General features: G+C 45.8%; 18 protein-coding genes and 3 tRNA genes. 9 read left to right on the forward strand and 12 right to left on the reverse strand.

The features are described 5' to 3' along the window. Positions 1-12 precede the first annotated feature (12 nt). Together LZZ85_RS21095 and LZZ85_RS21100 are read left to right on the forward strand one after the other, a co-directional pair. Positions 13-6,141: a HAMP domain-containing protein gene (locus LZZ85_RS21095; RefSeq protein WP_237875346.1), complete on the forward strand. Its 6,129-nt coding sequence runs from the start codon at positions 13-15 to the stop codon at positions 6,139-6,141. Between the two features lie 3 nt (positions 6,142-6,144). Next, positions 6,145-7,422: a sensor histidine kinase gene (locus LZZ85_RS21100; RefSeq protein WP_237875347.1), complete on the forward strand. Its 1,278-nt coding sequence runs from the start codon at positions 6,145-6,147 to the stop codon at positions 7,420-7,422. 4 nt (positions 7,423-7,426) lie between these two features. Here the strand turns inward: LZZ85_RS21100 and LZZ85_RS21105 are convergent, their stop codons facing one another. Next, positions 7,427-7,798 (reverse strand): hypothetical protein, encoded by a 372-nt coding sequence (locus LZZ85_RS21105; protein WP_237875348.1) that lies wholly within the window; start codon positions 7,796-7,798, stop codon positions 7,427-7,429. A gap of 168 nt (positions 7,799-7,966) precedes the next feature. On the opposite strand from LZZ85_RS21105, the gene LZZ85_RS21110 reads away from it, so the two are divergent. Next, complete coding sequence (locus LZZ85_RS21110) at positions 7,967-8,731, forward strand: DUF3108 domain-containing protein (RefSeq protein WP_237875349.1); 765 nt, start codon at positions 7,967-7,969, stop codon at positions 8,729-8,731. 113 nt (positions 8,732-8,844) lie between these two features. On the opposite strand, the gene LZZ85_RS21115 is transcribed toward LZZ85_RS21110, so the two are convergent. Both LZZ85_RS21115 and LZZ85_RS21120 read right to left on the reverse strand, forming a co-directional pair. Next, positions 8,845-9,054, reverse strand: coding sequence for a hypothetical protein (locus tag LZZ85_RS21115; protein WP_237875350.1), 210 nt, complete (start codon positions 9,052-9,054; stop codon positions 8,845-8,847). Positions 9,055-9,063: 9 nt separating this feature from the next. Continuing rightward, positions 9,064-10,023, reverse strand: a complete 960-nt coding sequence (locus tag LZZ85_RS21120; RefSeq protein ID WP_237875351.1) for a Nal1-like putative serine protease — start codon at positions 10,021-10,023, stop codon at positions 9,064-9,066. Between the two features lie 229 nt (positions 10,024-10,252). Here LZZ85_RS21120 and LZZ85_RS21125 point away from each other — a divergent pair, with 229 nt between their 5' ends. After that, entirely contained in the window at positions 10,253-11,155 is a 903-nt protein-coding gene (locus LZZ85_RS21125; RefSeq protein ID WP_237875352.1) for an oxidoreductase, read from the forward strand. Between the two features lie 66 nt (positions 11,156-11,221). Here the strand turns inward: LZZ85_RS21125 and LZZ85_RS21130 are convergent, their stop codons facing one another. From LZZ85_RS21130 to LZZ85_RS21145, 4 genes are all read right to left on the reverse strand, one after another. Beyond that, positions 11,222-11,857 carry a hypothetical protein gene (locus tag LZZ85_RS21130; RefSeq protein WP_237875353.1) on the reverse strand — a complete coding sequence of 212 codons (636 nt, stop codon included), beginning with the start codon at positions 11,855-11,857 and terminating at the stop codon, positions 11,222-11,224. A 354-nt stretch (positions 11,858-12,211) separates the two neighbouring features. Beyond that, the gene (locus LZZ85_RS21135; protein ID WP_237875354.1) at positions 12,212-13,126 is read right to left on the reverse strand and encodes a hypothetical protein; all 915 of its coding nucleotides are present in this window, start codon (positions 13,124-13,126) and stop codon (positions 12,212-12,214) included. A gap of 1,576 nt (positions 13,127-14,702) precedes the next feature. Continuing rightward, a tRNA-Leu gene (locus tag LZZ85_RS21140) sits at positions 14,703-14,786 on the reverse strand. A 60-nt stretch (positions 14,787-14,846) separates the two neighbouring features. Next, positions 14,847-16,001 carry a sensor histidine kinase gene (locus tag LZZ85_RS21145; RefSeq protein ID WP_237875355.1) on the reverse strand — a complete coding sequence of 385 codons (1,155 nt, stop codon included), beginning with the start codon at positions 15,999-16,001 and terminating at the stop codon, positions 14,847-14,849. 160 nt (positions 16,002-16,161) lie between these two features. Here LZZ85_RS21145 and LZZ85_RS21150 point away from each other — a divergent pair, with 160 nt between their 5' ends. The 4 genes from LZZ85_RS21150 (at position 16,162) to LZZ85_RS21165 (ending at position 17,792) form a co-directional block, all read left to right on the forward strand. Continuing rightward, complete coding sequence (locus LZZ85_RS21150; protein WP_237875356.1) at positions 16,162-17,190, forward strand: glycosyltransferase family 2 protein; 1,029 nt, start codon at positions 16,162-16,164, stop codon at positions 17,188-17,190. Between the two features lie 43 nt (positions 17,191-17,233). Then, complete coding sequence (locus LZZ85_RS21155; protein WP_237875357.1) at positions 17,234-17,455, forward strand: hypothetical protein; 222 nt, start codon at positions 17,234-17,236, stop codon at positions 17,453-17,455. Between the two features lie 128 nt (positions 17,456-17,583). Then, a tRNA-Gly gene (locus LZZ85_RS21160) sits at positions 17,584-17,656 on the forward strand. A 50-nt stretch (positions 17,657-17,706) separates the two neighbouring features. Further along, positions 17,707-17,792 (forward strand) — tRNA-Leu (locus tag LZZ85_RS21165). A gap of 365 nt (positions 17,793-18,157) precedes the next feature. Here the strand turns inward: LZZ85_RS21165 and LZZ85_RS21170 are convergent. The 5 genes from LZZ85_RS21170 to LZZ85_RS21190 form a co-directional block, all read right to left on the reverse strand. After that, positions 18,158-18,697: an NUDIX hydrolase gene (locus tag LZZ85_RS21170; protein ID WP_237875358.1), complete on the reverse strand. Its 540-nt coding sequence runs from the start codon at positions 18,695-18,697 to the stop codon at positions 18,158-18,160. Positions 18,698-18,903: 206 nt separating this feature from the next. After that, positions 18,904-19,101 carry a hypothetical protein gene (locus tag LZZ85_RS21175; protein ID WP_237875359.1) on the reverse strand — a complete coding sequence of 66 codons (198 nt, stop codon included), beginning with the start codon at positions 19,099-19,101 and terminating at the stop codon, positions 18,904-18,906. Between the two features lie 17 nt (positions 19,102-19,118). Continuing rightward, complete coding sequence (locus LZZ85_RS21180; RefSeq protein ID WP_237875360.1) at positions 19,119-19,862, reverse strand: hypothetical protein; 744 nt, start codon at positions 19,860-19,862, stop codon at positions 19,119-19,121. A gap of 10 nt (positions 19,863-19,872) precedes the next feature. Further along, entirely contained in the window at positions 19,873-20,130 is a 258-nt protein-coding gene (locus tag LZZ85_RS21185; protein WP_237875361.1) for a hypothetical protein, read from the reverse strand. A 162-nt stretch (positions 20,131-20,292) separates the two neighbouring features. Beyond that, positions 20,293-21,201, reverse strand: coding sequence for an SMP-30/gluconolactonase/LRE family protein (locus LZZ85_RS21190; RefSeq protein WP_237875362.1), 909 nt, complete (start codon positions 21,199-21,201; stop codon positions 20,293-20,295). A 211-nt stretch (positions 21,202-21,412) separates the two neighbouring features. Here LZZ85_RS21190 and LZZ85_RS21195 point away from each other — a divergent pair, with 211 nt between their 5' ends. Continuing rightward, entirely contained in the window at positions 21,413-22,795 is a 1,383-nt protein-coding gene (locus LZZ85_RS21195) for a DUF2130 domain-containing protein (RefSeq protein WP_237875363.1), read from the forward strand. Positions 22,796-22,855 lie beyond the last annotated feature (60 nt).

Raw genomic sequence — 22,855 nt, forward strand, 5'->3', positions numbered from 1 at the left:
AAATAAACCCGGATGAAAAAAAAACCAAACTCACTGCCTTCGGCCGTACCGGTAGGTTTTGCCGATGAAAAACCATCTTCCAACGGAAACGGATCTCAAAAGAAAATCAAAGAAAAACAAGTTAGTGAAACCGAACAGCTTTCATCAACAGATGAACTGGACGAACGTCTGCTGTTAAAAATACTTGCAGAAGTGCGTTCCGGCAACTTCAGCGTGCGTATGCCTATCGACCAGGTAGGAATGTCAGGAAAGATCTGCGACACGTTAAATGAGATCATCTCTCTTAATGAAACATTGGTTGAAGAACTTACCCTCGCAAGAAATACGATCGGAAAACAAGGGCATCTGAATCACCGGGTGGAACTTCCCCGTACCGCACGCGGATCATGGGCCACGAGCGTTTCCGCTATTAATACACTTATCTCTGATCTTGTTCACCCGACTATTGAGATCGCTCACGTGATCAGCTCCGTGGCAAAAGGAAACCTCTCACAGGAAATGCCATTAAAGATCGGGGATCACGTACTGCAGGGAGAGTTCGCCAAGATCGCCGCGGAGGTGAATGACATGGTGAAACAGCTGAACCTCTTCTCCATGGAAGTAACGCGTGTGGCGCGTGAAGTGGGTTCAGAAGGTAAACTCGGCGGACAGGCGAAAGTAAAAGGTGTGGCTGGTGTATGGAAAGACTTAACGGACTCCGTAAACCAGATGGCCGGTAACCTTACCGCTCAGGTGCGTAATATTGCCGAGGTAACAACTGCCGTGGCAAAAGGTGATCTCCGTAAAAAGATCACGGTGGATGTACAGGGAGAGATCCTCGAACTGAAAAACACCATCAACACGATGGTGGATCAGCTCAACTCCTTCTCTTCCGAAGTAACGCGTGTGGCCCGTGAAGTAGGTACCGACGGTAAACTGGGCGGGCAGGCAGAAGTGAAAGGTGTGGCCGGTACCTGGAAAGACTTAACGGATTCTGTAAACCAGATGGCCTCCAACCTTACCGGGCAGGTACGTAACATCGCGGAAGTAACAACGGCCGTGGCGCGTGGTGACCTTTCCAGAAAGATCACCGTGGATGTAAAAGGTGAGATCCTCGAATTAAAGAATACGATCAATACAATGGTGGACCAGCTCAACTCCTTCTCCGCGGAAGTAACGCGTGTGGCAAGGGAAGTTGGTTCAGAAGGTAAACTCGGTGGGCAGGCAACCGTAAAAGGGATCGGTGGCGTATGGAAAGATCTGACCGACTCTGTAAACCAGATGGGATCAAACCTTACCGCGCAGGTGCGGAACATCGCGGAAGTAACCACCGCGGTAGCAAAAGGTGACCTTTCCAGGAAGATCACCGTGGATGTAAAAGGTGAGATCCTCGAGTTGAAGAACACCATTAACACCATGGTGGATCAGTTGAACTCCTTCGCCTCCGAAGTAACGCGGGTGGCGCTTGAAGTAGGTACCGAAGGTAAATTGGGCGGACAGGCAAAAGTGCAGGACGTGGGTGGTACCTGGAAGGACCTTACCGAATCGGTGAATCAGATGGCCTCCAATCTTACCGCACAGGTACGTAATATCGCTGATGTAACCACTGCCGTTGCAACCGGTGACCTTTCTAAAAAAATTACCGTTAACGTAGCCGGTGAGATCCTCGAGCTGAAGAACACGATCAATACGATGGTGGATCAGCTCAACTCCTTCGCTTCGGAAGTAACGCGTGTGGCGCTTGAAGTAGGTACCGAAGGTAAACTCGGTGGACAGGCGAAGGTACAGGGTGTGGGTGGTACATGGAAGGATCTGACTGACTCGGTAAACCAGATGGGTTCGAACCTTACGGCGCAGGTGCGTAACATCGCGGAAGTAACAACAGCCGTGGCAAAAGGTGATCTTTCCCGTAAGATCACCGTGGATGTAAAAGGTGAGATCCTTGAGTTGAAGAATACGATCAATACGATGGTGGATCAGCTGAACTCATTCGGTTCCGAAGTATTCCGTGTGGCGCGTGAAGTGGGTTCTGAAGGACAGCTCGGCGGTCAGGCGGATGTACCCGGCGTGGAAGGCCTTTGGAAAGACCTGACCGACTCCGTAAATAAAATGGCATCGAACCTTACTTCCCAGGTACGTAACATCGCCGAAGTAACCACCGCGGTGGCAAACGGTGACTTGTCGCGGAAGATCGAAGTGGATGTAAAAGGTGAGATCCTCGAATTAAAGAATACGATCAATACGATGGTGGAACAGCTTCGTGGTTTCGCATCGGAAGTAACGCGTGTGGCGCGTGAAGTAGGTACCGAAGGTAAACTCGGTGGACAGGCAAACGTGCCCGGTGTGGCTGGTACATGGAAGGACTTAACAGACTCCGTGAACCAGATGGCATCGAACCTTACCAACCAGGTGCGTAATATCGCGGAAGTGGCGATCGCCGTGGCGAACGGTGATATGTCAAGGAAGATCACCGTGGACGTACGCGGTGAGATCCTTCAACTGAAAGAAACGCTGAACACGATGGTGGATCAGCTTCGCGCCTTTGCATCGGAAGTGACGCGTGTGGCGCGTGAGGTGGGTACAGATGGTAAACTCGGTGGACAGGCATTCGTACCAGGCGTTGCCGGTACATGGAAGGATCTGACGGATTCCGTAAACCAGATGACCGGTAACCTGACCGACCAGGTGCGTAACATTGCGGAAGTGACGAAGGCCGTGGCATCGGGTGACCTCACCAAGAAAGTAACCATCGACGTAAAAGGCGAGATCTTCGATCTGAAGAACACCATCAATACAATGGTGGATCAGCTTAACTCCTTCGCCTATGAAGTGACACGTGTGGCACGTGAAGTAGGTACCGATGGTAAACTCGGTGGTCAGGCAGAAGTACAGGGTGTGGCCGGTACATGGAAAGATCTGACCGACTCTGTGAACATGATGGCCTCCAACCTTACCAACCAGGTACGTGGTATCGCGAAAGTTGTAACAGCGGTGGCAACCGGTAACCTGAAACAAAAACTGTCGATCGTCTCACGTGGTGAGGTGGCTCAACTGATCGATACCATCAACGAAATGATCGATACGCTGGCGGTGTTTGCCGACCAGGTAACGACTGTTGCCCGTGAGGTGGGCGTTGAAGGAAGACTCGGTGGTCAGGCAAACGTTCCCGGCGCATCCGGGATCTGGAAGAACCTGACGGAAAACGTAAACCAGCTCGCAGAGAACCTTACCACGCAGGTACGTTCTATCTCCGAAGTGGCCTCCGCGGTAACCAAAGGTGACCTTACGCAGATGATCCTTGTACAGGCGAAGGGCGAGGTGGAAGAATTGAAAGATACAATCAACCAGATGATCGCTAACCTGAAACAGACAACACTGCGTAACCAGGAACAGGATTGGTTGAAATCAAACCTTGCCAAGTTCACACAGATGCTGCAGGGACAGAAAGACCTGAATACGGTAACCCGAAGAATTCTCTCAGAATTGGCACAGGTGGTGAACGCACAAAAAGGCATGTTCTATATCCTTTCACAAAATGAAGCCACCAAAAATCAATCGCTCAAATTATTCGCAGCCTATGCATTTGGCGAAGAAGTTGAATCATCACGCGAATTTGCATTAGGTGAAGGATTGGTTGGCCAGGTTGCACTGGAGAAAGAACGGATCCTTCTCACCAATATTCCAAAAAACTATATCAAGATCGGTTCCGGGTTAGGCAAGGCCTCCCCTGTCAACCTGATCGTTCTTCCTGTATTGTTTGAAAAAGAGATCAAGGCGGTAATCGAACTGGCATCATTTGATCCGTTCAGTGAAACTCACCTTGACTTCTTAAGCCAGCTGACCGAAAGTATCGGTATCGTATTGAATACGATCGAAGCAAACACCCGTACTGAAAGCCTGTTGGAACAATCGCAATCGCTGACGGATGAGTTGAGAAGAACGAACGAAGAGCTTCAGGATAAAGCCCACCTTCTTGCGAAACAAAAAGAAGAAGTGGAAACAAAGAACAAGGAAGTGGAAGAAGCGAGACTGTCTCTCGAAGAAAAAGCAGAACAGCTTCAGCTTACTTCGAAATATAAATCGGAGTTCCTGGCGAACATGTCACATGAGCTGCGAACCCCGTTGAATTCATTATTGATCCTGGCACAGCAGCTTTACGAGAATCATGAAGGAAATCTTTCCGACAAACAGGTCAGCTATGCAAAAACAATTCACAGTTGCGGCGATGACCTGATTCAGCTGATCAATGATATCCTTGATCTTTCTAAAATTGAATCCGGCTATATCTCTACCGACTTCACACAGCTCGCCTTCCGTGATGTGGCGAATTTTGTGGAAACAACATTCAAGCATATATCTGAAAACAAAAATCTTCGCTTCAAGATCGACCTGGATGAGCAATTGCCTGCCAGCCTCGAAACAGATGCGCAAAGGCTTAATCAGATCCTTAAGAACCTTCTCTCGAATGCATTCAAATTCACGGAAAAAGGAGAAGTTCAGTTCCGCATATATGAATCTGAACGCGGATGGCGCCTCAGCAACCCGAATCTTGACAATGCACGTAAAGTGGTGGCATTTGAGATCAAAGACACAGGAATCGGGATCAGCAAAGACAAACAGAATATCGTCTTCGAAGCATTCCAGCAGGCGGAAGGTTCAACAAGCCGGAAATATGGAGGCACCGGGCTTGGTCTTTCCATCAGCCGTGGTCTGGCCGACCTGCTTGGCGGTTCTATAGAGCTGATCAGTGAAGCGGGTCATGGAAGTACATTCACGCTTTTCCTTCCTGTCGATTATAATCCGGGGGCAATTGCAAAACGCGAGAAGCCCAGCAGTCTGCTGCAGGCTGGTGAATACAAACTAGCTGAAGGAGCCGCGATCGCCAATACCCTGCAATCAGTGCCTACAGTGAAGGTGAATGAAGCGAAGGACCTCGATTCTATGAATGAGATCATCAATGAAACGGGCGATGACAGGAACAATATCAATACCGGTGACCGCGTAGTGCTTGTGATCGAAGACGATCTGCGATTCGGAAAGATCATGATCGAGAAGGCACATGAGATGAATCTAAAGGCGGTGATCGCCACCAGTTTTGGCCAAGTGTTCGATCTCGTAAACAAATACAATCCTGCCGCGATCACGTTAGACGTAAAACTCCCTGACGCAAGCGGCTGGCGTATCCTTGATCTGTTCAAAAATGATATCTCGCTTCGTCACATACCAGTGCACCTGATCTCTGGAGAAGAAAATCGCCTTCTGGCAATGCATCGCGGGGCGAAAAGCTTCCACCTTAAACCGTTGAAAACCGAAGCGCTTGACCATCTCTTCAGCGATATTGCCGTCTATGCACAGGACGAACAAAAAAGACTGCTCATAGTTGAAGACAATGAACTAGACTCATCACGCATTGCAAAGATCCTCGACAATAATGGTATTTATATCGATATCGTCGGTTCTGGAACGCAGGCTCTGCAAAAGATCAGGGAAAATGCTTACGATGGAATAATCGTAGATTATATGTTACCGGACATTGGCGGTCTTGAACTCGTAACAGAAATCGCCGCGATCCGCAAAACACAACCCGTACTGATCTATTCGGCCAGGGATTTCTCTTCGAAAGAGCGGACACAACTGAAACAATACTCCAGCAGGATCCTGCTGAAAGATGTTAACTCCCTAGACCTGTTACTGGATGAGATCGTTCTGCTGCTGCATATTGATCATAAAAAACTGGTGCCCGAACATCAGAAACTGATCGAGAACCTTCGCTCGAAAAACGATGTCCTTACACACAAGAAAGTACTCGTTGTAGACGACGACGTTCGTAACCTCTTTGCATTGACCACCGCATTCGAAAGATATAATATTAACACTATCACTGCGGAAAGCGGCCAGGAAGCCATGCGGATCCTGGAAGATGACAAAGATGTTGACATTGTCCTGATGGATATCATGATGCCGGAAATGGACGGCTATGAAACCACACAGAAGATAAGAAGAGAACATAAGAACACCAGCCTTCCCATCATTGCCGTAACGGCGAAAGCGATGAAAGGAGATCGTGAAAAATGTATCGAGGCAGGTGCATCTGATTATATCACTAAACCGGTTAAAATAGATCAGCTTCTTTCGTTGATGCGAATCTGGCTATACAAATAAGAAATGATGAAGCCAAACACCAAACATCCGCCTAAGTCTGATATAAAAATCCTGGTTGTAGACGATCGTGAAGACAATCTTTTTTCCATCGAAGCAATTCTGGAGAAAGATAGTTACACGATCGTTAAGGCCAACTCAGGAAGGGCGGCATTGAAGATACTGTTGAACGAACATGATTTTTCACTCATTCTGATGGATGTTCAAATGCCAGATCTGAATGGTTTTGAAACCGCAACGATCATCTATGAAAGAGATAAGCTGAAAGATATTCCCATCATCTTTATCACTGCACACGATTACGATGAGGATATCATCTTCAAAGGATACCGGACCGGGGGCGTTGATTATATCTACAAACCCATTAACCCGGATCTGTTAAGGGTGAAAGTGGGAGTATTCGTAGAATTGTACCGGAAGAATTACCAATTGATGCTGCATGAACAAACACTTCTTGCAACCAACCATTCACTGCAGAAAGAAATTGAAGAAAGAAAAGCGTCGGAAGAAAAAGTAAGAATGCTGAATGCCCGTCTTGTTGAAAATAATATTCAACTGAAAGAGATCAACGAAGAACTTGACCAGTTTGCCTACGTTGCATCGCATGATCTGCAGGAGCCGTTGCGCAAGATCCAGGTATTCAGTGACAAGATCCTGAGTAACGGCAAACAGGACGAAGAAACCGAAAGGTATTTTAAAAAGATCATCAGCTCTTCACAACGGATGCAATCGCTTATCAATGATCTGCTCAGCTTTTCAAGACACCCTACAGGGTCAGCCGACTTCAAACCTATCGATCTTAATGAAATTGTAAGTGAGGCTATCGTTGAGCTGGAGATCAAAATAGAAAAAAGCCAGGGAGAAATTATTGTTGATGATTTGCCCCGCATTGCAGGGATTCCAAGCCTGATACGACAACTGTTTTATAACCTGATCAGCAATGCCCTTAAATTCAGAAAAAAAGAGGTAGCGCCAAAAGTGTTCATCTATTCACGTAAGATAGAAGCAACGGACCATACAACGCCCTCACACGAGATCGTTGTTGCCGATAACGGGATCGGGTTCGACCCACAGTTTGCCGGCGATATCTTCCGCGTATTCAAACGCCTTCACAGCTATCATGACTTTGAAGGATCCGGCATCGGCTTATCCATCTGTAAAAAGATAGTGGACAAACATAATGGCACTATACACGCAGAAAGCAAACCAGGGAATGGGGCATCCTTCATTATAAGGGTGCCGGAAACACAGGGCGTGCAGGTTCCTGAAGAAGTAATAGTTTGAACGTTTACAGTTCAGAATACACCTCCGCGCCCTCACACGCTATTCGGGCCACATGGCGGGTATTTGATGAAGGATCGAGAGGCGTCCAGTGTTTCACTGTCAGCACTTCTATTTCACGGTTCTTGAGCTTGGTAATGAGGCATGGAATAGATAGCCCCCGCTCCTGTCCACGGTTAATGTAATAATAATGGTCATCTCCTTGTAGTGTTATCACAATATCCGCCTTGCCATCTCCGGATTCAATGGTTGAAACTACACCGGTCTGTTTGCGGCAGTTGTTCAATGTTGGACGCGGTAAAGGTTTTAAAGCCATCAACAGAAAAGCGGCAAACGAAATGGCAACTATCAGCAGGACGCTTTTTTTTCGGGAGATCATGGCAGACTATTTTAGGTGATCACTGAAGGTACATTTTTTTGCAGGATACGCCAGATTTCCGGCATTTCGCCCCCGATTCCCCACACTTCAGGAAACTCTTCCCTGAAACTCAATGCAGTTCTACTTGCTTTGCAGAAAATCATTTCCAACAACCATCAGCTTTATCAAATGAAAATCTACTCATTGCTTGCAGGCTTGTTACTGCCCCTTGCTTCCATCTTTGCCCAACAGGATACAGTGAAAATTACCAGCGACATGGTAAATACCAAAGTACTCAAAAAAGGCATGAATCGCTACCTGGTCTATTTTAAACTTGGTAAAGACAGTACACGCAGCAACTTCAATATCTGGAGCCGCTCGATCGACTATATAGATTATGAAGGAAGAAAAGCGATCTCCGTTACGCAGGAATGGGAAGACAATACAAAGATCGTCCATACAGTCTATTCCGTCTGCGATGAAAAAACATTTGCTCCCCTCTTTCAAAAAAGTGAATGGACCGGCAGAACAAATTCAACATTTGACTTTCTTAAGAAAGAAGGCTATATAAAAGATACGTTACTAAAAAGCACAGACACCGCCCGCGCAAAAAAGCAACCCTACCTTGCCTTTCAGCAGGCATTGAGTGAATACGTGCTTAACTGGCATCTCGACCTGGAAACTTTCCCAATACTTCCATATAAAGATGGCAGAACATTCCTGATCAACTTCTATGATCCGGGATTCAGTGCGCCTGCACTTCAGGCATACACCGTGACAGGCAGCAGCAAACTGGCTGGCTACGACGACCAGCAAGTTGACTGCTGGCTGCTCACACATACCAGCCCGAACAACAAAGAGGTCTTCTGGATCAGTAAGAAAACAAAAGAAGTATTAAAGCTGGAGCAACAATTCGGAGAGCGATACAGGTTTAAAATAAAACTACCGGAATGAGCGTAAATGGTCGCGGAGAACGTGAACAGGCGTGATCTTTTCCTGAACATCTCCTGTTTTAAAAACTGTCTTTAGGATCGCACCCTTTCGCGTTCATCCCGGCAATCCGCGTATCAGGGAGAGGGCATTTTGATGCGTTCAGTTTTAACTTTAATCCCCTTGAATTCCCCGGGTATTTTAGCCAGTAGCCTGGCCGTAAGATTCTGTACGAAGATGACGATGTACTCTGAACTTCCTGTTCCTTTTATACCCGCGCCGATCACCCCGCGTTGTCCCTTGAGCTGGTTATAGAGTTGTCTTTTAACGGTTGTGATCGCGGCCATGCTGCAAAACTATAAAATTCTGACAGAAAAGGTATCCAGAACTTCACTGATCGGCGTCGCGAATGTAGTGCCATCATTGGTACCTGCAAATAAAAGCCCGACCGCATTCATCGTCTCTTTCACGTAGATCAATGCGCCGGAATCACCGGAATCGCAAAACATGGTCCCCCGGTTACCTTTCACTTCAAACTGATCTATGAACTCAACAGCTTTGCCGCCAAAGTCGACCTGTATATCCAGGTTCCGCGTGGTGATCCTCCCTTTTGTAAGACCCGTACTTCTTCCCAGTTTTTCGACTTTCATTCCGTTCACGGGCTCGGTTACACCTGTTATCTTCTTCTTTCCAAAACCGTACTCATGCGAAAGACCAGGCATTATCTCTGCGATGGCTGCATCCATACGGTTTTGTCCCGATCGGTCCAGCTCAACGAGATAGGATAAATGAGCGATCACGTCTTTCGTACGTTTTCCACCATCCATTAAGCCAGGCTGTAAGATCGGGTCCTTATATTTCCCTTTGTTTGAGTTCGCAAGCACATGATTATTGCTAAGGATATATATCTTCTTCTTATCATCCTGAACAAAACAGCCGAGTGTTCCCGCTGTAACCTTGTAGTGTGCAACGGATATTCCCGGGAAAGGCGGACGATGAACACCGGTAGGCGTACGGAGCTTTATCAAACCCGCTTCCTCAACTACTATTGCCGTAGCAGGCATTCCGTAGTATTTCGATAACAGAGATGTAGATAGTTTCAGTTTATCACGCGTCAGCACCTTCACAAAGTTTTCTCCGTTTGCTTTTTGCCCAACTCCAACACCATTCACACTCTCAAGCAATGTTTTCTGCACATTGCTTCCAATCGGTGTAATAGATGAATTGAACGAAATGATCCGCCTTGCCGATCTGATCGTTCTCAAAAACGTGGCTGATATTGCCTGTTTAATATTAAGAGCTGTACTGAAATCCATATCTAAGGGTTAGATCAATCATGAATAGGCTAAGATAAATATTTGAACACTCAGGGCTACATCTGTTAATAAAAAGCTGACTGCATTTGCACTACCAGCATTCACTGACCAGTAGACCAGGCACCCGTACTCATTCGCAGCCATGTTTGAATAATGCAAGCATTCGCTTCTTAAATGCAATTGTCCGCGCGTCTTACGCTGGAACTTTGTATTCTAAATCAATAACGATATGTGGACGAAAAATGATATGCCTGATCAATCAGGAAAGAAAGTAATGGTAACAGGCGCCAATGCGGGGATCGGATTTGAAACAGCGCTGGCATTTTACGAAAAAGGTGCGCATGTTATTCTCGCCGGAAGGAATCTGACAGCGCTGGAACAAGCCTCTGGCAAAATAAGATCGCTTAAGGGAAATGGTAGCCTTGAGATCGCCGTTGTTGACCTTTCAAGCCTGGAAGCGATCAGGCAGTTTGCATCTCAATTTCTTTCAACTCACTCCTCGCTGGATATTCTGATCAATAACGCGGGTGTAATGATCCCTCCGGAGTGGAAAACAACAGACGGATATGAATTGCAGATCGGAGTTAATTTTTTGGGGCATTTTCTATTGACGGGTTATTTGTATCCGCTTCTTGCAGCGCAAGAAGGGTCTCGCATTGTGACCGTCAGCAGTATGGCTTATCTACGTGGGAAGATCGATTTCAGCAACTTTCGTTCGGAGAACTCATATGACGCCATGCGTGAGTACTGCCAAAGTAAACTTGCAAACATTCTTTTTTCACTGGAGCTGCATCGCCGGATCAGTAAAGCAAATGGCAACGTACTATCTGTTGCGACGCAACCAGGGGCGAACAAAACAGAACTGGTCCGTCATATGTCCGAAGAAGATTATAACGCTGCCCTGGAACGTTTTGGTGAATTGATGGAGCCCTGGCAGGGAGCATTGCCAAGCCTGATGGCAGCAACATGGCCGGGAGTAAAAGGTGGAGATTTTTATAGTCCCGATAAAGATGGCGGCATTCGCGGGTATCCTGTTTTGTTTCCACTGGAACCACATGCACTCGACAAAGCGGTTGCAAAACAATTATGGGAATGGGCTGAACACGATACGGGCTTCAGCTATTCCTTCTGAGCATTCAAACAAAAATGGCGTAAGAAAGATCTTACGCCATTAGTTTTCCAATAAGCCAACTGGAAGTTATTTTGAGATCGTGATCGTCTGTTTTTTGGCAGCTTTACGGGGCTTGCCATTTGTTCCGAGTAATGGCTGCATCCTTGGTGCTGTAAGCGTGATCCTTTCTTTTACCTGCTGGGCGATAAATGAATTTTCGGGAGCTACATTCACATTGTTTACTCCTATCTGCCCATCCACACCGATCTCATAATCGATCAATATAGAATAAGTTCCGTCTTTTACCTTTTTAGAACCAGCCAGATCTGTCCTTAAAGTAGTAGTAAATTCATCGATATAATTTTTCCACAGCTCATTATTATCCTTCGGCTTAACTGGCACCGGATTGCCCGCGGAATCGACAGCAGGGGTCGCAGAGCCGGAAGAGCCGGCCGCAACCGGGGTTCCATCCTGCTGAATGGCCGTGGTAACAATATTACCCGACGCGTCCAGTGAGGCTGTCACCACCTGTGCCGGCGGTTCAACAACCGGAGCTGGCTTTTTGCGTGTGGTCGTATCGATCTTCGTTGAAAGATCTTCACCTTTTCTAACCACAGAACCTGTGTCCGATTTTAACTTCCCTGCGAACAGAGTTTCTTTTAACGACTGAGCTTTCACTGACATCGTCGTGGCCAATAATGCCAGAACAAGAAGTGATTTCATAACAGTAAAATATTTGAGATAAACAAAACCGTCTGATGATGCTGAAGACATGCAATTTACATCAATCATCAGTCCAATTTCACCCAATTTAAGCGGAAAGATGTTAGCGTCTTCATAATAACTCCAAGCAACAAACAAAAGGCCCTGATTAGCTACAAGTTAAGGAAGATATCTCAAATATAGAGGCAAATAAACAACAACTGTCACCCTGCTTTAAGTAAAACTGCAGATGATGATAGTTAATAGTGTATTCAACAGGAAAAAGTGCAAACAACCTCAGATTCTTGTTATACCTGCGACTGAAACACGGCCATCGGTTCCCCGGCGCTGAGCCGGGGGCGATGGGTCAATTCATCAGGGTACTGGAGCAACAGGAGCGTCTTTGACACCAACGGGCCAAATGCCGGGTGTGGGCACGCTGACCCCTTTGTTAGAACCCCTCATTTTATTATCTGAACCAAAGTAATAGAGCGGCCAGCCTTTATAGGTAAGCTGCTTCTTTCCAAACACGGTGATCGAACCGAAAAGATTTTTATCAAGCGTCGACGGGACCACCACTTTATCGGTCTCATACATCGGCCAGATAGCATTGTTAGAAAGATCGGCGGCAGTAAATTTGTTCTTATTGGAACTGTCCTTGCTAAATGTGTAGATGGTAGCTCCTTTCGCATCCGTGAAGTAAAGCGTCTTACCGGTACCCTCAGCGTAAGCGCTTGTATAGTTCTTTCCATCATTTCCAACCAACTGTGCATTTAACAGGCGGATGGTATAGTCAGGCTTGGCAACATGCCAGAAGCCGCCGATGCCTTCACCCCTGTTCTCGCCAGGCCCTTCAGCAGTATTGGTACCTCCAACCGCCGGTGCATAATAGTAAAGCGGCCAGCCTTTATAAGTGGTCTGCTTCGCGCCTCCGGCTGTTGTGACGGTCCCAAAATCAGCAAGATCCAAACCGGAAGAGAGAAGCGATTGTGTCAGATCATCTCCTGCATAAAATATGGACCACACTGACGCACAACCTCCGGTACAATTGTTTGCGCCATTAACGTCGTTTGCAAAACTATATAATGTATGATTGGTTTTGTCGGTAATGACCGTTCCCAGTACGGCGTCAGTTCTTAGCTGTACTAGAGCTTCTGCAGCAGGAGGATCGTTATCGTCATCGCTGCACGATGAAAGAAATAGAGCAGGCAGAATTGATATGAAAAGGGCAAAGAGCGGCCATGGACTTTTGCTGTGCAAAAAAGCCCGGCCATGAACTGGAGTCATCATGGTTAGAGTTTTAACATTAGTAAAATAAAAGGCGGTGTTTAATCATATCGACAGAGTTCGTTGAATAGTTGCCTCACCCTTTTTTAGATCAACAAACAGCTGTCTGACATTACCGGCCTTTTAAAGCGTTTGGGAACCGGAGGACCTCTGCCCTAAATCCATTGTCTTTGGCACTATCGAGCCGTTATCCCACCTTACGGAACAAGCCCTGGGCATAAGATCTGGCACCACAAACACTTTTGCTCGCGTAGTAGGACCGCCGCGACGCAACGAAACATAGTGTATGCTTAGGCTGTTTGCTGGATCTGCTACGATCGTTGCAGCATCGTATTCCTCCCGCGTGAATTGTAGTCGATATCTTAATGACTTTACCATTGGAAAGGTGACCTCAATCATTTGACTGAAGAACAAAATGTAGCAATAGAGGAGCAGCTTAAACGATCTGAAATAGATAGAAACAACGTAAAAATCAAAGCCAGGCAACATATACATTTCCCCATGAAAAAGATAGTGCTACCGGAATAGACCTTACTGCGAAAGCCCTGCATAAGCAGGGCTAATTTTTTCAGGGCTACAAAGGGTACGGATCAAATAAAAGACTATCGACCAGGATCTTTCGATAGATATTGGATCTTCAAAGATTGCTTATGACTACAAAGTAACAGCTTTGACAGACCGTAGCCAATCGTCGCAATTATGAACGATTTGTCAGTGATTAACGACGCCGGATAAGGTCAGCCGCCAGGGATATATGAGGGCGTGTGAGTTATGCATGTGAACATTACAGGTGAAGGCCGCCATCGCGGGATGTGCTGCTTTCTGTCTTCCCGACCGGCCCGGATCTTTGGTCATATGCCTGCCCCCCAGACCAGACCGTTCAGGCCATTCATCTACAACCTGCAGGGACGAGCCTGGCTTCAAATTACTTATTGTCATTGGGCAGGAAGCGCAGCTTTTCATGCAGGAAGTTGAATAAGTGAGGCGGCAGATGAGATTTTCCTAAGGTGGCAACGAGGAGAGTCGTAGTTAGATTACGCACTACCATATTTGAGAATTTTCTCTCATCCCGCTCGCAGCGTGCGACGCATTTTACAGCGCAATCGCAAAAAGCACTATCAGAAGCGTCTATTGAATCCGCTTCCAGTAGTGCGCACAACCATTCTCATCCGTAGCCTGTACGTTTGTTCTCCTCTAAACTTTTTATTGATCTATCCTTTATCCCTCTCTCATTTTTCCCCTTTTTACTTGTTCACAAATAATAAAAAAAACACCGCCCTTTCCAGGACTGACCTCCTCCACCAGTCCTGAAAATGACGGTGAATTTTAAGAATTCTCTGCTGTAAATATCGGGCTGACACGGAGGTGAAACCAAGGGATGAACACCATATCTCAAGTGAAAATGACGACAAAAAATCCGGGAAAACATCTCTCTGATCCGTTGAAAAAAACCTCGGGCATTACCGGATCATATCGTCCCCGCGATCAGCGAGCCTGATCGCTTTTATTTCCAGGTGTAGCATACCCGGCACAAAAAACCCTCGCAAATTTGATCTCCAAATTGTGCGAGGGTTTTAGGTGCCCAAGACTGGATTCGAACCAGCACGCCGTTTCCAGCGCTACCACCTCAAGGTAGTGCGTCTACCAATTTCGCCACCTGGGCTGCTAAGAGGGATGCAAATATAGGGAACACCGACGAAAATTCGCCAAATAAGTAAGCAAATTATACCACTCGATTTAAAATAACGCGGAATGTTGTGCCTTTACCGATCTCAGATTGCTTTACAAAGATCTCCCCCTTGTGATATTGTGAAATGATCCGCTTTGAGAGGCTGAGACCCAAGCCCCACCCCCGCTTTTTGGTTGTAAAGCCCGGTTTGAATACGTTGTTGATATGCTGATTCGAGATCCCCTTACCCGTATCTGTTACATCTATTACGATCTGCTGCTTTTCCTCCAGCAGGCTCACATGGATCGCCCCCTTACCTTCCATCGCATCCAGCGCATTCTTTAACAGGTTCTCGATCACCCAGTCGAACAACGGAGGAGATACAAGTGCGAAAATTTGCTCATGACCATGTGTGTCAATAGAAAAACTGACTTTCCCCGGGGCACGCTTCCGGATATACTCCACCATCGTTTTTACCTGCGTCACAAGATCTGTTTTTTCCAGCTGCGGCGTACTCCCGATCTTTCCAAAACGGTCGGATACCAACCGAAGGCGGTTCACATCTTTTGCCAACTCCGTTACGATACTCTCATTTCCCGGCTGCTCCTTCATTACTTCCACCCATCCCTCAAGTGAGGAAACAGGCGTGCCAAGCTGATGCGCTGTTTCTTTGGCCATACCAGCCCAAACCTGGTTTTGTACAGACTGATAACTGCTGCGCAACGCCAGTACTGTAACGATAATGAAAAGCCCCACGATCAACAATTGCACGATCGGATAATATCTCACTTCGTTCAACAGGCTTGTATGGCCGAAATAATAGCGGTTCACCTGCGTTGAATCAACCGGATCTGTATAAATGATAGGCTGGTTGATCCCTTTGAGTGTTGCGAGCTTTCTCTTCAGATATGATACATCAGATAAGACCCGCGAAGAATCTAAATTCACATAAGCGATTATGCTGTCACGCTCATCTGTTTCTATGATCGGAATATCATGATTATCTGAAATGATCTTAAAAGGAAGCCTCGTGTCAGAAATATTTGGATTGAGCAACGACTTACCCGCCTCAACCCACTGTTCCACTTTCACCCGCTCTTCCCGGGCGATCTTGTTTGCGAGATACTGTGAATAAAATATCGTTCCCGTTACAATACAGATCGCAATGGCCGCAAGTCCGGTCCGCCAGTTTAAAAGTTGCTGAAACATCCCCGAATTTAGGGGATATCAGGGAAACGATGTTCTCCCCGTCAGCCGAAGCTTCACCATACTAATGAAATTAAATCGCGGAGCCCGGCGGTATGCCACCGGTCATCGGCTATCGGTCCCGGAAATCACCTAATTTTGACCAAATTTTACCGCCCCTAAAATGACTGCTTCTCACGTCGCAATTGTAATTCTGAACTGGAATGGTCGTGGTTTCCTTGAAAAATTTCTGCCATCAGTATTGCAAACAACTTATAAGGATCATGAATTGATTGTAGCAGACAATGCTTCAACAGATGACTCCATTGCATTCCTCGAAAAAAACTATCCATCCATCCGCATTATCCGGTTGAAAGAAAATTATGGTTTTGCGAAAGGATATAATGAAGCGCTGACACAGGTGAATGCGGATTATTATATGTTGTTGAACTCTGACGTTGAAGTTGAGCCTGACTGGCTTCAGCCAATGGTTCAACTGCTGGACCATAACAAAGAGATTGCTGCCTGCCAGCCAAAAGTTTTATCGTTCGATAATAAACAAATGTTTGAATACGCCGGTGCCGCCGGCGGATGGATCGATCATTACGGTTATCCATTTTCCAAAGGGCGTATATTCGAAACCTGTGAACAAGATCTTGGACAATACGATCAGCAGGAAAGTATTTTCTGGGCAACCGGTGCAGCACTATTTATAAGACCGCAGGTATTTCATGATATGAAAGGCTTTGATGAATACTTCTTTGCACACATGGAAGAAATCGATCTGTGCTGGAGGATCCAATTGGCGGGATATACAATATATAGTTGCCCGTCTTCTGTGGTTTACCATGTGGGCGGAGGAACACTGCCGCAGGGAAATCCAAGAAAAACGTTTCTCAATTTCCGCAATAATCATATCATGTTATACAAGAACCTCGACTGGTGGTCAAAGGTTCGGGTGATCCCCTACCGATTTTGCCTGGACGGAATAAGTGGATGGAAGGGATTGATCAGCGGCAACAGCGCCTATCTGTTTGCCATCATTAAGGCACATTTTGCATTTCTTGGCTGGTTGTTTTTCCATCAGCGTAAAAGTGTTTTTCCGGCTGTAAGAACGGGAAAGCCACGCGGAGTATTGAATGGCAACGTAGTGTGGCTGTATTTTGTCAAAAAGAAAACACGATTTTCTGAAATTGTTAGACAATCTTTATAGTTTTTTATAACGAAACCTTATTTTTGCGAACACAAATTTTGTTATGGCATCTATCAATCAGGAATACCAGCAAGAACTGAAAAAAGTGCAAGACAAAGACTTTACTCATAACTGGGTATCTTCTTCAGGGTTTCTTTTTTACCTGCAAATGTTTTGCATTCTGGCTTTTGTTTTAGGTGGCTGCTATAAGCTGTCAACTAAACGTTTTGAAAAACCTGAAGTAGTTGTTCAGGAAAGCACTTTGTACACGCCGAAGTACAAATAATTTTTCGAAAAAGTTTGTTTTGCAAAGTAGTTTACCCTTATCTTTGCACCCCCAACAACGCAAAAGTTCTTTGATCCGGATGTGAATCCGGTAAAAAAATACCGGACGATAACTCCGGAATACGTTAAGCGGAAGTAGCTCATTTGGTAGAGCACGACCTTGCCAAGGTCGGGGTGGCCGGTTCGAGCCCGGTCTTCCGCTCTGATCCTCTCCGCCACAAGCAGAGAGGATTTTTTTTATCTTCACCGTTCGCCCTGGTGGTGAAATTGGTAGACACGCAGGACTTAAAATCCTGTGGGCAGCAATGTCCGTATCGGTTCAAGTCCGATCCGGGGCACAAACAACAAAGCCAGTCAAATGACTGGCTTTGTTGTTTCCGACTGTCAGCAACGCATAAGAATTTTCCAAAACAACAGTTACCAGGTAAATGACGTAACCTATCAGTGTTGTGGAGCGCACGATTTTAATCCAATGTCGTTTAAGAAATCGTCCTACGCTAGCTCGATGGCAGATGACTGATGGCCGATGGCCGCGTTTGAATGGAAGCTATTGCTGCTAATTGGTATAGGGTATTGACACTAGTAGGTATATGCTTTTTCGGCCATCGGCCATCGAATGAACTTTCGGGAAAATCGAAGGTTGAAACTAATGTCATTCAGGTAAGTGTAGTGATCACTAAACGTATATGCATTTTTACCACCTTCAAACTCCGATCACCTTCTTAACCAGCCGTCCTATCGATTCCGAATCATTAAACAGATGCACGTTCTCCAACGCGATCCATCTCACCTCATTCGATTCCTCATTATGGGCCAACTGCTCCCTGTCCATTTTCGCAGAAAACAAAAATCTCACATCATAATGCTTATGCTCCGGGACGTCTTTCCTTTCCGGAATTACATGAACATCCACATCCAGGACCGCACTACTCAATGGCGAAACGTCCAGACCGGTTTCTTCCAGTGCCTCTTTAGCAGCTACAGCCTGCACATCAGGATCTCCATCACAATGACCACCGGGCTGAAACCACCGGTTGAGCTTTTTATGGTGCATCAGCAGCGCATGCGTCCGCTCAGGATTCACGATCCACGCAGAACCCGTAACATGGCCAACTAATAACTCGCGGCTAAAACAATTCTCATGAGCTTTCACAAACGCAATCGTCTCTCTCAACATTTCCTGTTCCGCAATATCAACCGTATTGTACTCAGATAAAAGATCCAATAAAACTGAACGACTCATAATATCTCCATAAATGAAACCCTGACCAGGCCCGGGCATGATGAATGGCAAAAATCGTAAATAATGATGAGTTCTTTTTTAGTCAGCGCATCAACTCATCCACAACAGACTCACATTTTCTCCGCCCTACCACACTGCCTCCAGAGAAAAAAGAAGGTTGCATTTGACCGCAACCTTCTTATCACCATTTAACTATAAATCAACCCTCACTTCCTTTTTTGGAGATGCTTATCAAACAGGTCAAAAACCATCGTCGAGAACACGCCAACAGACGCGATCAGCAATAATATCCTCCCTCCGGAATTTCTTCCCTGCATAAAAACCATCATACCACCCCAGAAAGCGATCAGCGCGCAGAGTGCATATCGCAACACCTTCCACCAGGAAAATAACTTATACCTCATACTTTTGCTGGTCTGGATCAAATAATAAGACAGTACAACGCAGCTCCCCCAACACAACTCGGTATCGCCAACCCACAGGCGATCGAACAGATCCAGTCAGACCCGCATACATCAACTATCACACAACTCATGCAACTATTGAATTTCTTTTTTGAACAGTCTTCCGGGTCACGTCCCACCAGTGAAAGGTCCCGGTCCGTATCATAAAGCTTTGGCAGATCTTTCTCAAATTTCCAGTTACCAAGCTGATTACGGTTGTTCAGGTCAAACTGATAATATAATTCACCTGCCGGTGACTCAATTTTGCAGGTCGTCATCCCTCCTGCCTGCCGGATCTCTGAAAACCGTGTAAGTAATATTCTATCCTGCCCGAGATAAACATTAAAATATTCACTCGTTTTTGTTTTCGAAACGACCGGTATCGTCACCAGCGACGCATCAGTGCTGTGCACATACGTTCTTCTGATAGCAGAAAGATCAAGTTCTACGCCGGCCGTAGCGGCTTTCCATTCTGCCGAAGACTTTATTTTCTCAACCACAGAGTGATCAGACCTGATCGCCGTCACTTTTTTTACATTCCCGCCCAAAAAAACCTCACGGGCTGTCTGACCGTTCGCATCACGCTTGTCTTCAAATAGTACTTGCTCCTGATCTGTCGTATTAACCGCTCCTTTCTCATTTTTACTGCATCCAAATACCATACAACCTGTTACGGCCATTCCAATTACCAGTAAACCACTCATTTTTGTTTTAGTCAGCATAGTTGTTGATTTATTCTTTTAAGAAATAAACAACAGGCCCTTTCGCTGCTGAGATCTTCTCCCTACCATTTACATTCCGTCCACAATTATTGCAAAAGCCGTTTTCAGGCGATGCATTCTGTTCAACAACTGTTGTAAGAGTATTGCGATGGTGTGAAAAAAACAGGATGACGGATAATACAAACACAACAGCTATTGCTGACATCATCCGGCCACAGCACATCTCCTGTTTTTTATCTGATAGTATATTATCACTAACAAAAGGCATATTGTTTCTATTGACGATTTAAAACTAGTCAATAGCAAAGCCGGCACCATGGGGTTTACACGCCGGAAAAATGTTTTTTTAACGGCAGTGAATGGTGCATTCAACGAAGAGAAGTTGCCTGGAAAATTTGATGATGGAAGAATTGAAACATGACATAAGGAGTTACTCAACCCCTTTTACGCGCATTTTTATCGTGTAGATCGATTCTGAAGCCGTTATAAAAAGAATATCTTTCTTTTTCCCTCCAAAACATAAATTCCCCACCCACTTGGAAGGAACAGGAATATAACCGATGCGGTTCCCCTCTTTGCTGATGATGGTAACACCATTGCCACTCAGATAAAGATTGCCTTTATTATCCAGCGTCATTCCATCAGCACCCTGATTAAAAAACAGCTGCTTGTCTGCTAATACACCTGGCGCGGTGATCGTATAACGGAAGATCTTACCAGCGCCTATGTCCGCCACATACAACAGTTTGCCATCCGCACTTCCAACAATGCCGTTCGGCCTGGTCATTTTATCTTCCAGCAGCAGTGGCTGCTTTGATCCTTTCGGCAGATAATATACTTTCATACCATCAAGCGCTGATTGCTGACGTGTCCAGTAATTCCGCTGATAGTACGGGTCCGTAAAATAGATACCTCCGTTAGCATCGATCCAAAGATCATTCGGACCATTGAATTGCTTTCCATTCAGATTATCAAGTAGGATAGTTTTGCTTCCATCTGGTGTAATCGACCATAATTCACCCTTTTCATCCGCGCATGCAATGATATTTCCGGACCGGTCAAAGTATAACCCATTTGAGCGGCCTGTTTTATCCATGAATAAAGAAAGATCTCCTTTCGTATCATACTTCCAGATCTTGTCATTAGGCTGATCTGTAAAATAGATCTCCCCTCTCCTGTTCACTGCAGGGCCCTCCGTAAAACTGAATTGGCTGGAGACCTTCTCAAGCGTCGCATTCTTTGCGATCAGACCGGATGAATCCATTAGCACTTTTGGATCCTGGCTAAAACCGCTGATATAAGAGCAGATCATCATAAAAGGCAAAACAAGCTTCTTCATCTCTGGCAAATTTCACCCAAGTTAAGAAAGAGTTCGCCCTTGTACATCAGCAGTAGGCAAAGAGAAACAGAAATCTTACCCATTATTGTTCCCGCCCCCGCCGTACCGGTCAAAATCAAACCGGAAAAATGAAACTGGCTGAAAACGGTCTGAAAAATCCTGTCCCTGATAGCTTCGCCGTTTTGTACTTTTGAGCTTTAAACGATACTTAATGGCAACCGATATAAAATGTCCGAATTGCGGTCACCAGTTTGAACCCAATGACGCGATCCGGGAGGAAGTGGAAAAAGAGCTGCGCCTGAAAGCCGCCGATTGGCAACGCAAGAAGAACGAAGAATTCCAGGTAAAACTCGATGAAGAGCGAAAACACATGCAGCAGACCATGGAAGAGAGCATACGGAAAAGCGTAGCGGGTGATTTCGAAAATAAACTTCATTTGCTGGAACAGAACAAAAAAGACAATGAAGAAAAGTTGAAAACAGCCCGCCAGAAGGAATTGGAATACCTGAAAAAAGAGCAGGACCTAAAAACAAAGGAAGAAGAACTTGAACTTACCCTGGAAAAAAAAGTGCATGTTGAACGTGAGAAATATACTGAAGAGCTCCGTAAAATAGAAGAGCAGACAAGAAAGGAAAATGAAGAGGCTCAAAAGATCGCCCGCCAAAAGGAACTGGAATATCTCCGGATGGAGCAGGATCTGAAAAATAAGGCTGAAGAACTTGATCTCACTGTTCAAAAGAAACTACAGCAGGAACGTGAAAAACTTTCCGAAGAACTCCGTAAAATAGAAGAACAGAAAGTTGCCGCAAGAGAAAGCGAATTCCAACTGCGGGTAAAAGAACTGGAAAAACAGCTGGAAGACCAAAAAAAGCTTGCGGATGAAATGCGTCGTAAAGCAGAACAGGGCTCTACTCAATTACAGGGAGAGATCCAGGAACTGGCACTGGAAGAATTACTGCGCACATCATTTCCATTCGACGTAATTGCAGAAGTAGGCAAAGGTGTCCGCGGAGCGGATTGCATCCAAACCGTCAGAAGCAATACCGGCCAGGAATGTGGTAAGATCATTTATGAAAGCAAACGAACCAATAATTTCGTTGGCGACTGGATAGAAAAACTAAAGGCTGATATGCGCAGCCTCGGTGCGGATGTTGCCGTGATCGTTACACGTACCATGCCTCGCGACATGGAAGGATTTGGACTGAAAGACGGCGTCTGGATCTGCTCTTTCACCGAAGTGAAGGCCCTGGCAGTGGTGTTGCGTGACAGTATTATGCGGATCTCAACCGCTGTAAGAAATAACGAGAACAAAGGCGAAAAAATGCATATGCTGTATGACTATCTCACCAGCAACGAATTCGCGGAGCAATGGAAAGCGATCCGCGAAGGCTTTCTGAGCATGCGCATCTCCATACAGAAAGAACGGGATGCCATGGAGAAATTATGGAAGACCAGAGAAAAACAACTGGAGAAAGTATTACTCAATGCAACACATATACGAGGCTCTATCGAAGGCATTGCGGGAATGGCATCTGCCGTAGACCTACATTTACTGGATGAACCAGAAGATAATGAAGACGATATAGCGCACTGAATTTTGTAAGAGCCTGCACTAAACGTATTCTTGCCGTATTACCGGCAAAATAAACCTGTA

The organism is Terrimonas ginsenosidimutans, assembly GCF_022012415.1.
GTDB lineage: Bacteria > Bacteroidota > Bacteroidia > Chitinophagales > Chitinophagaceae > Terrimonas_A > Terrimonas_A ginsenosidimutans.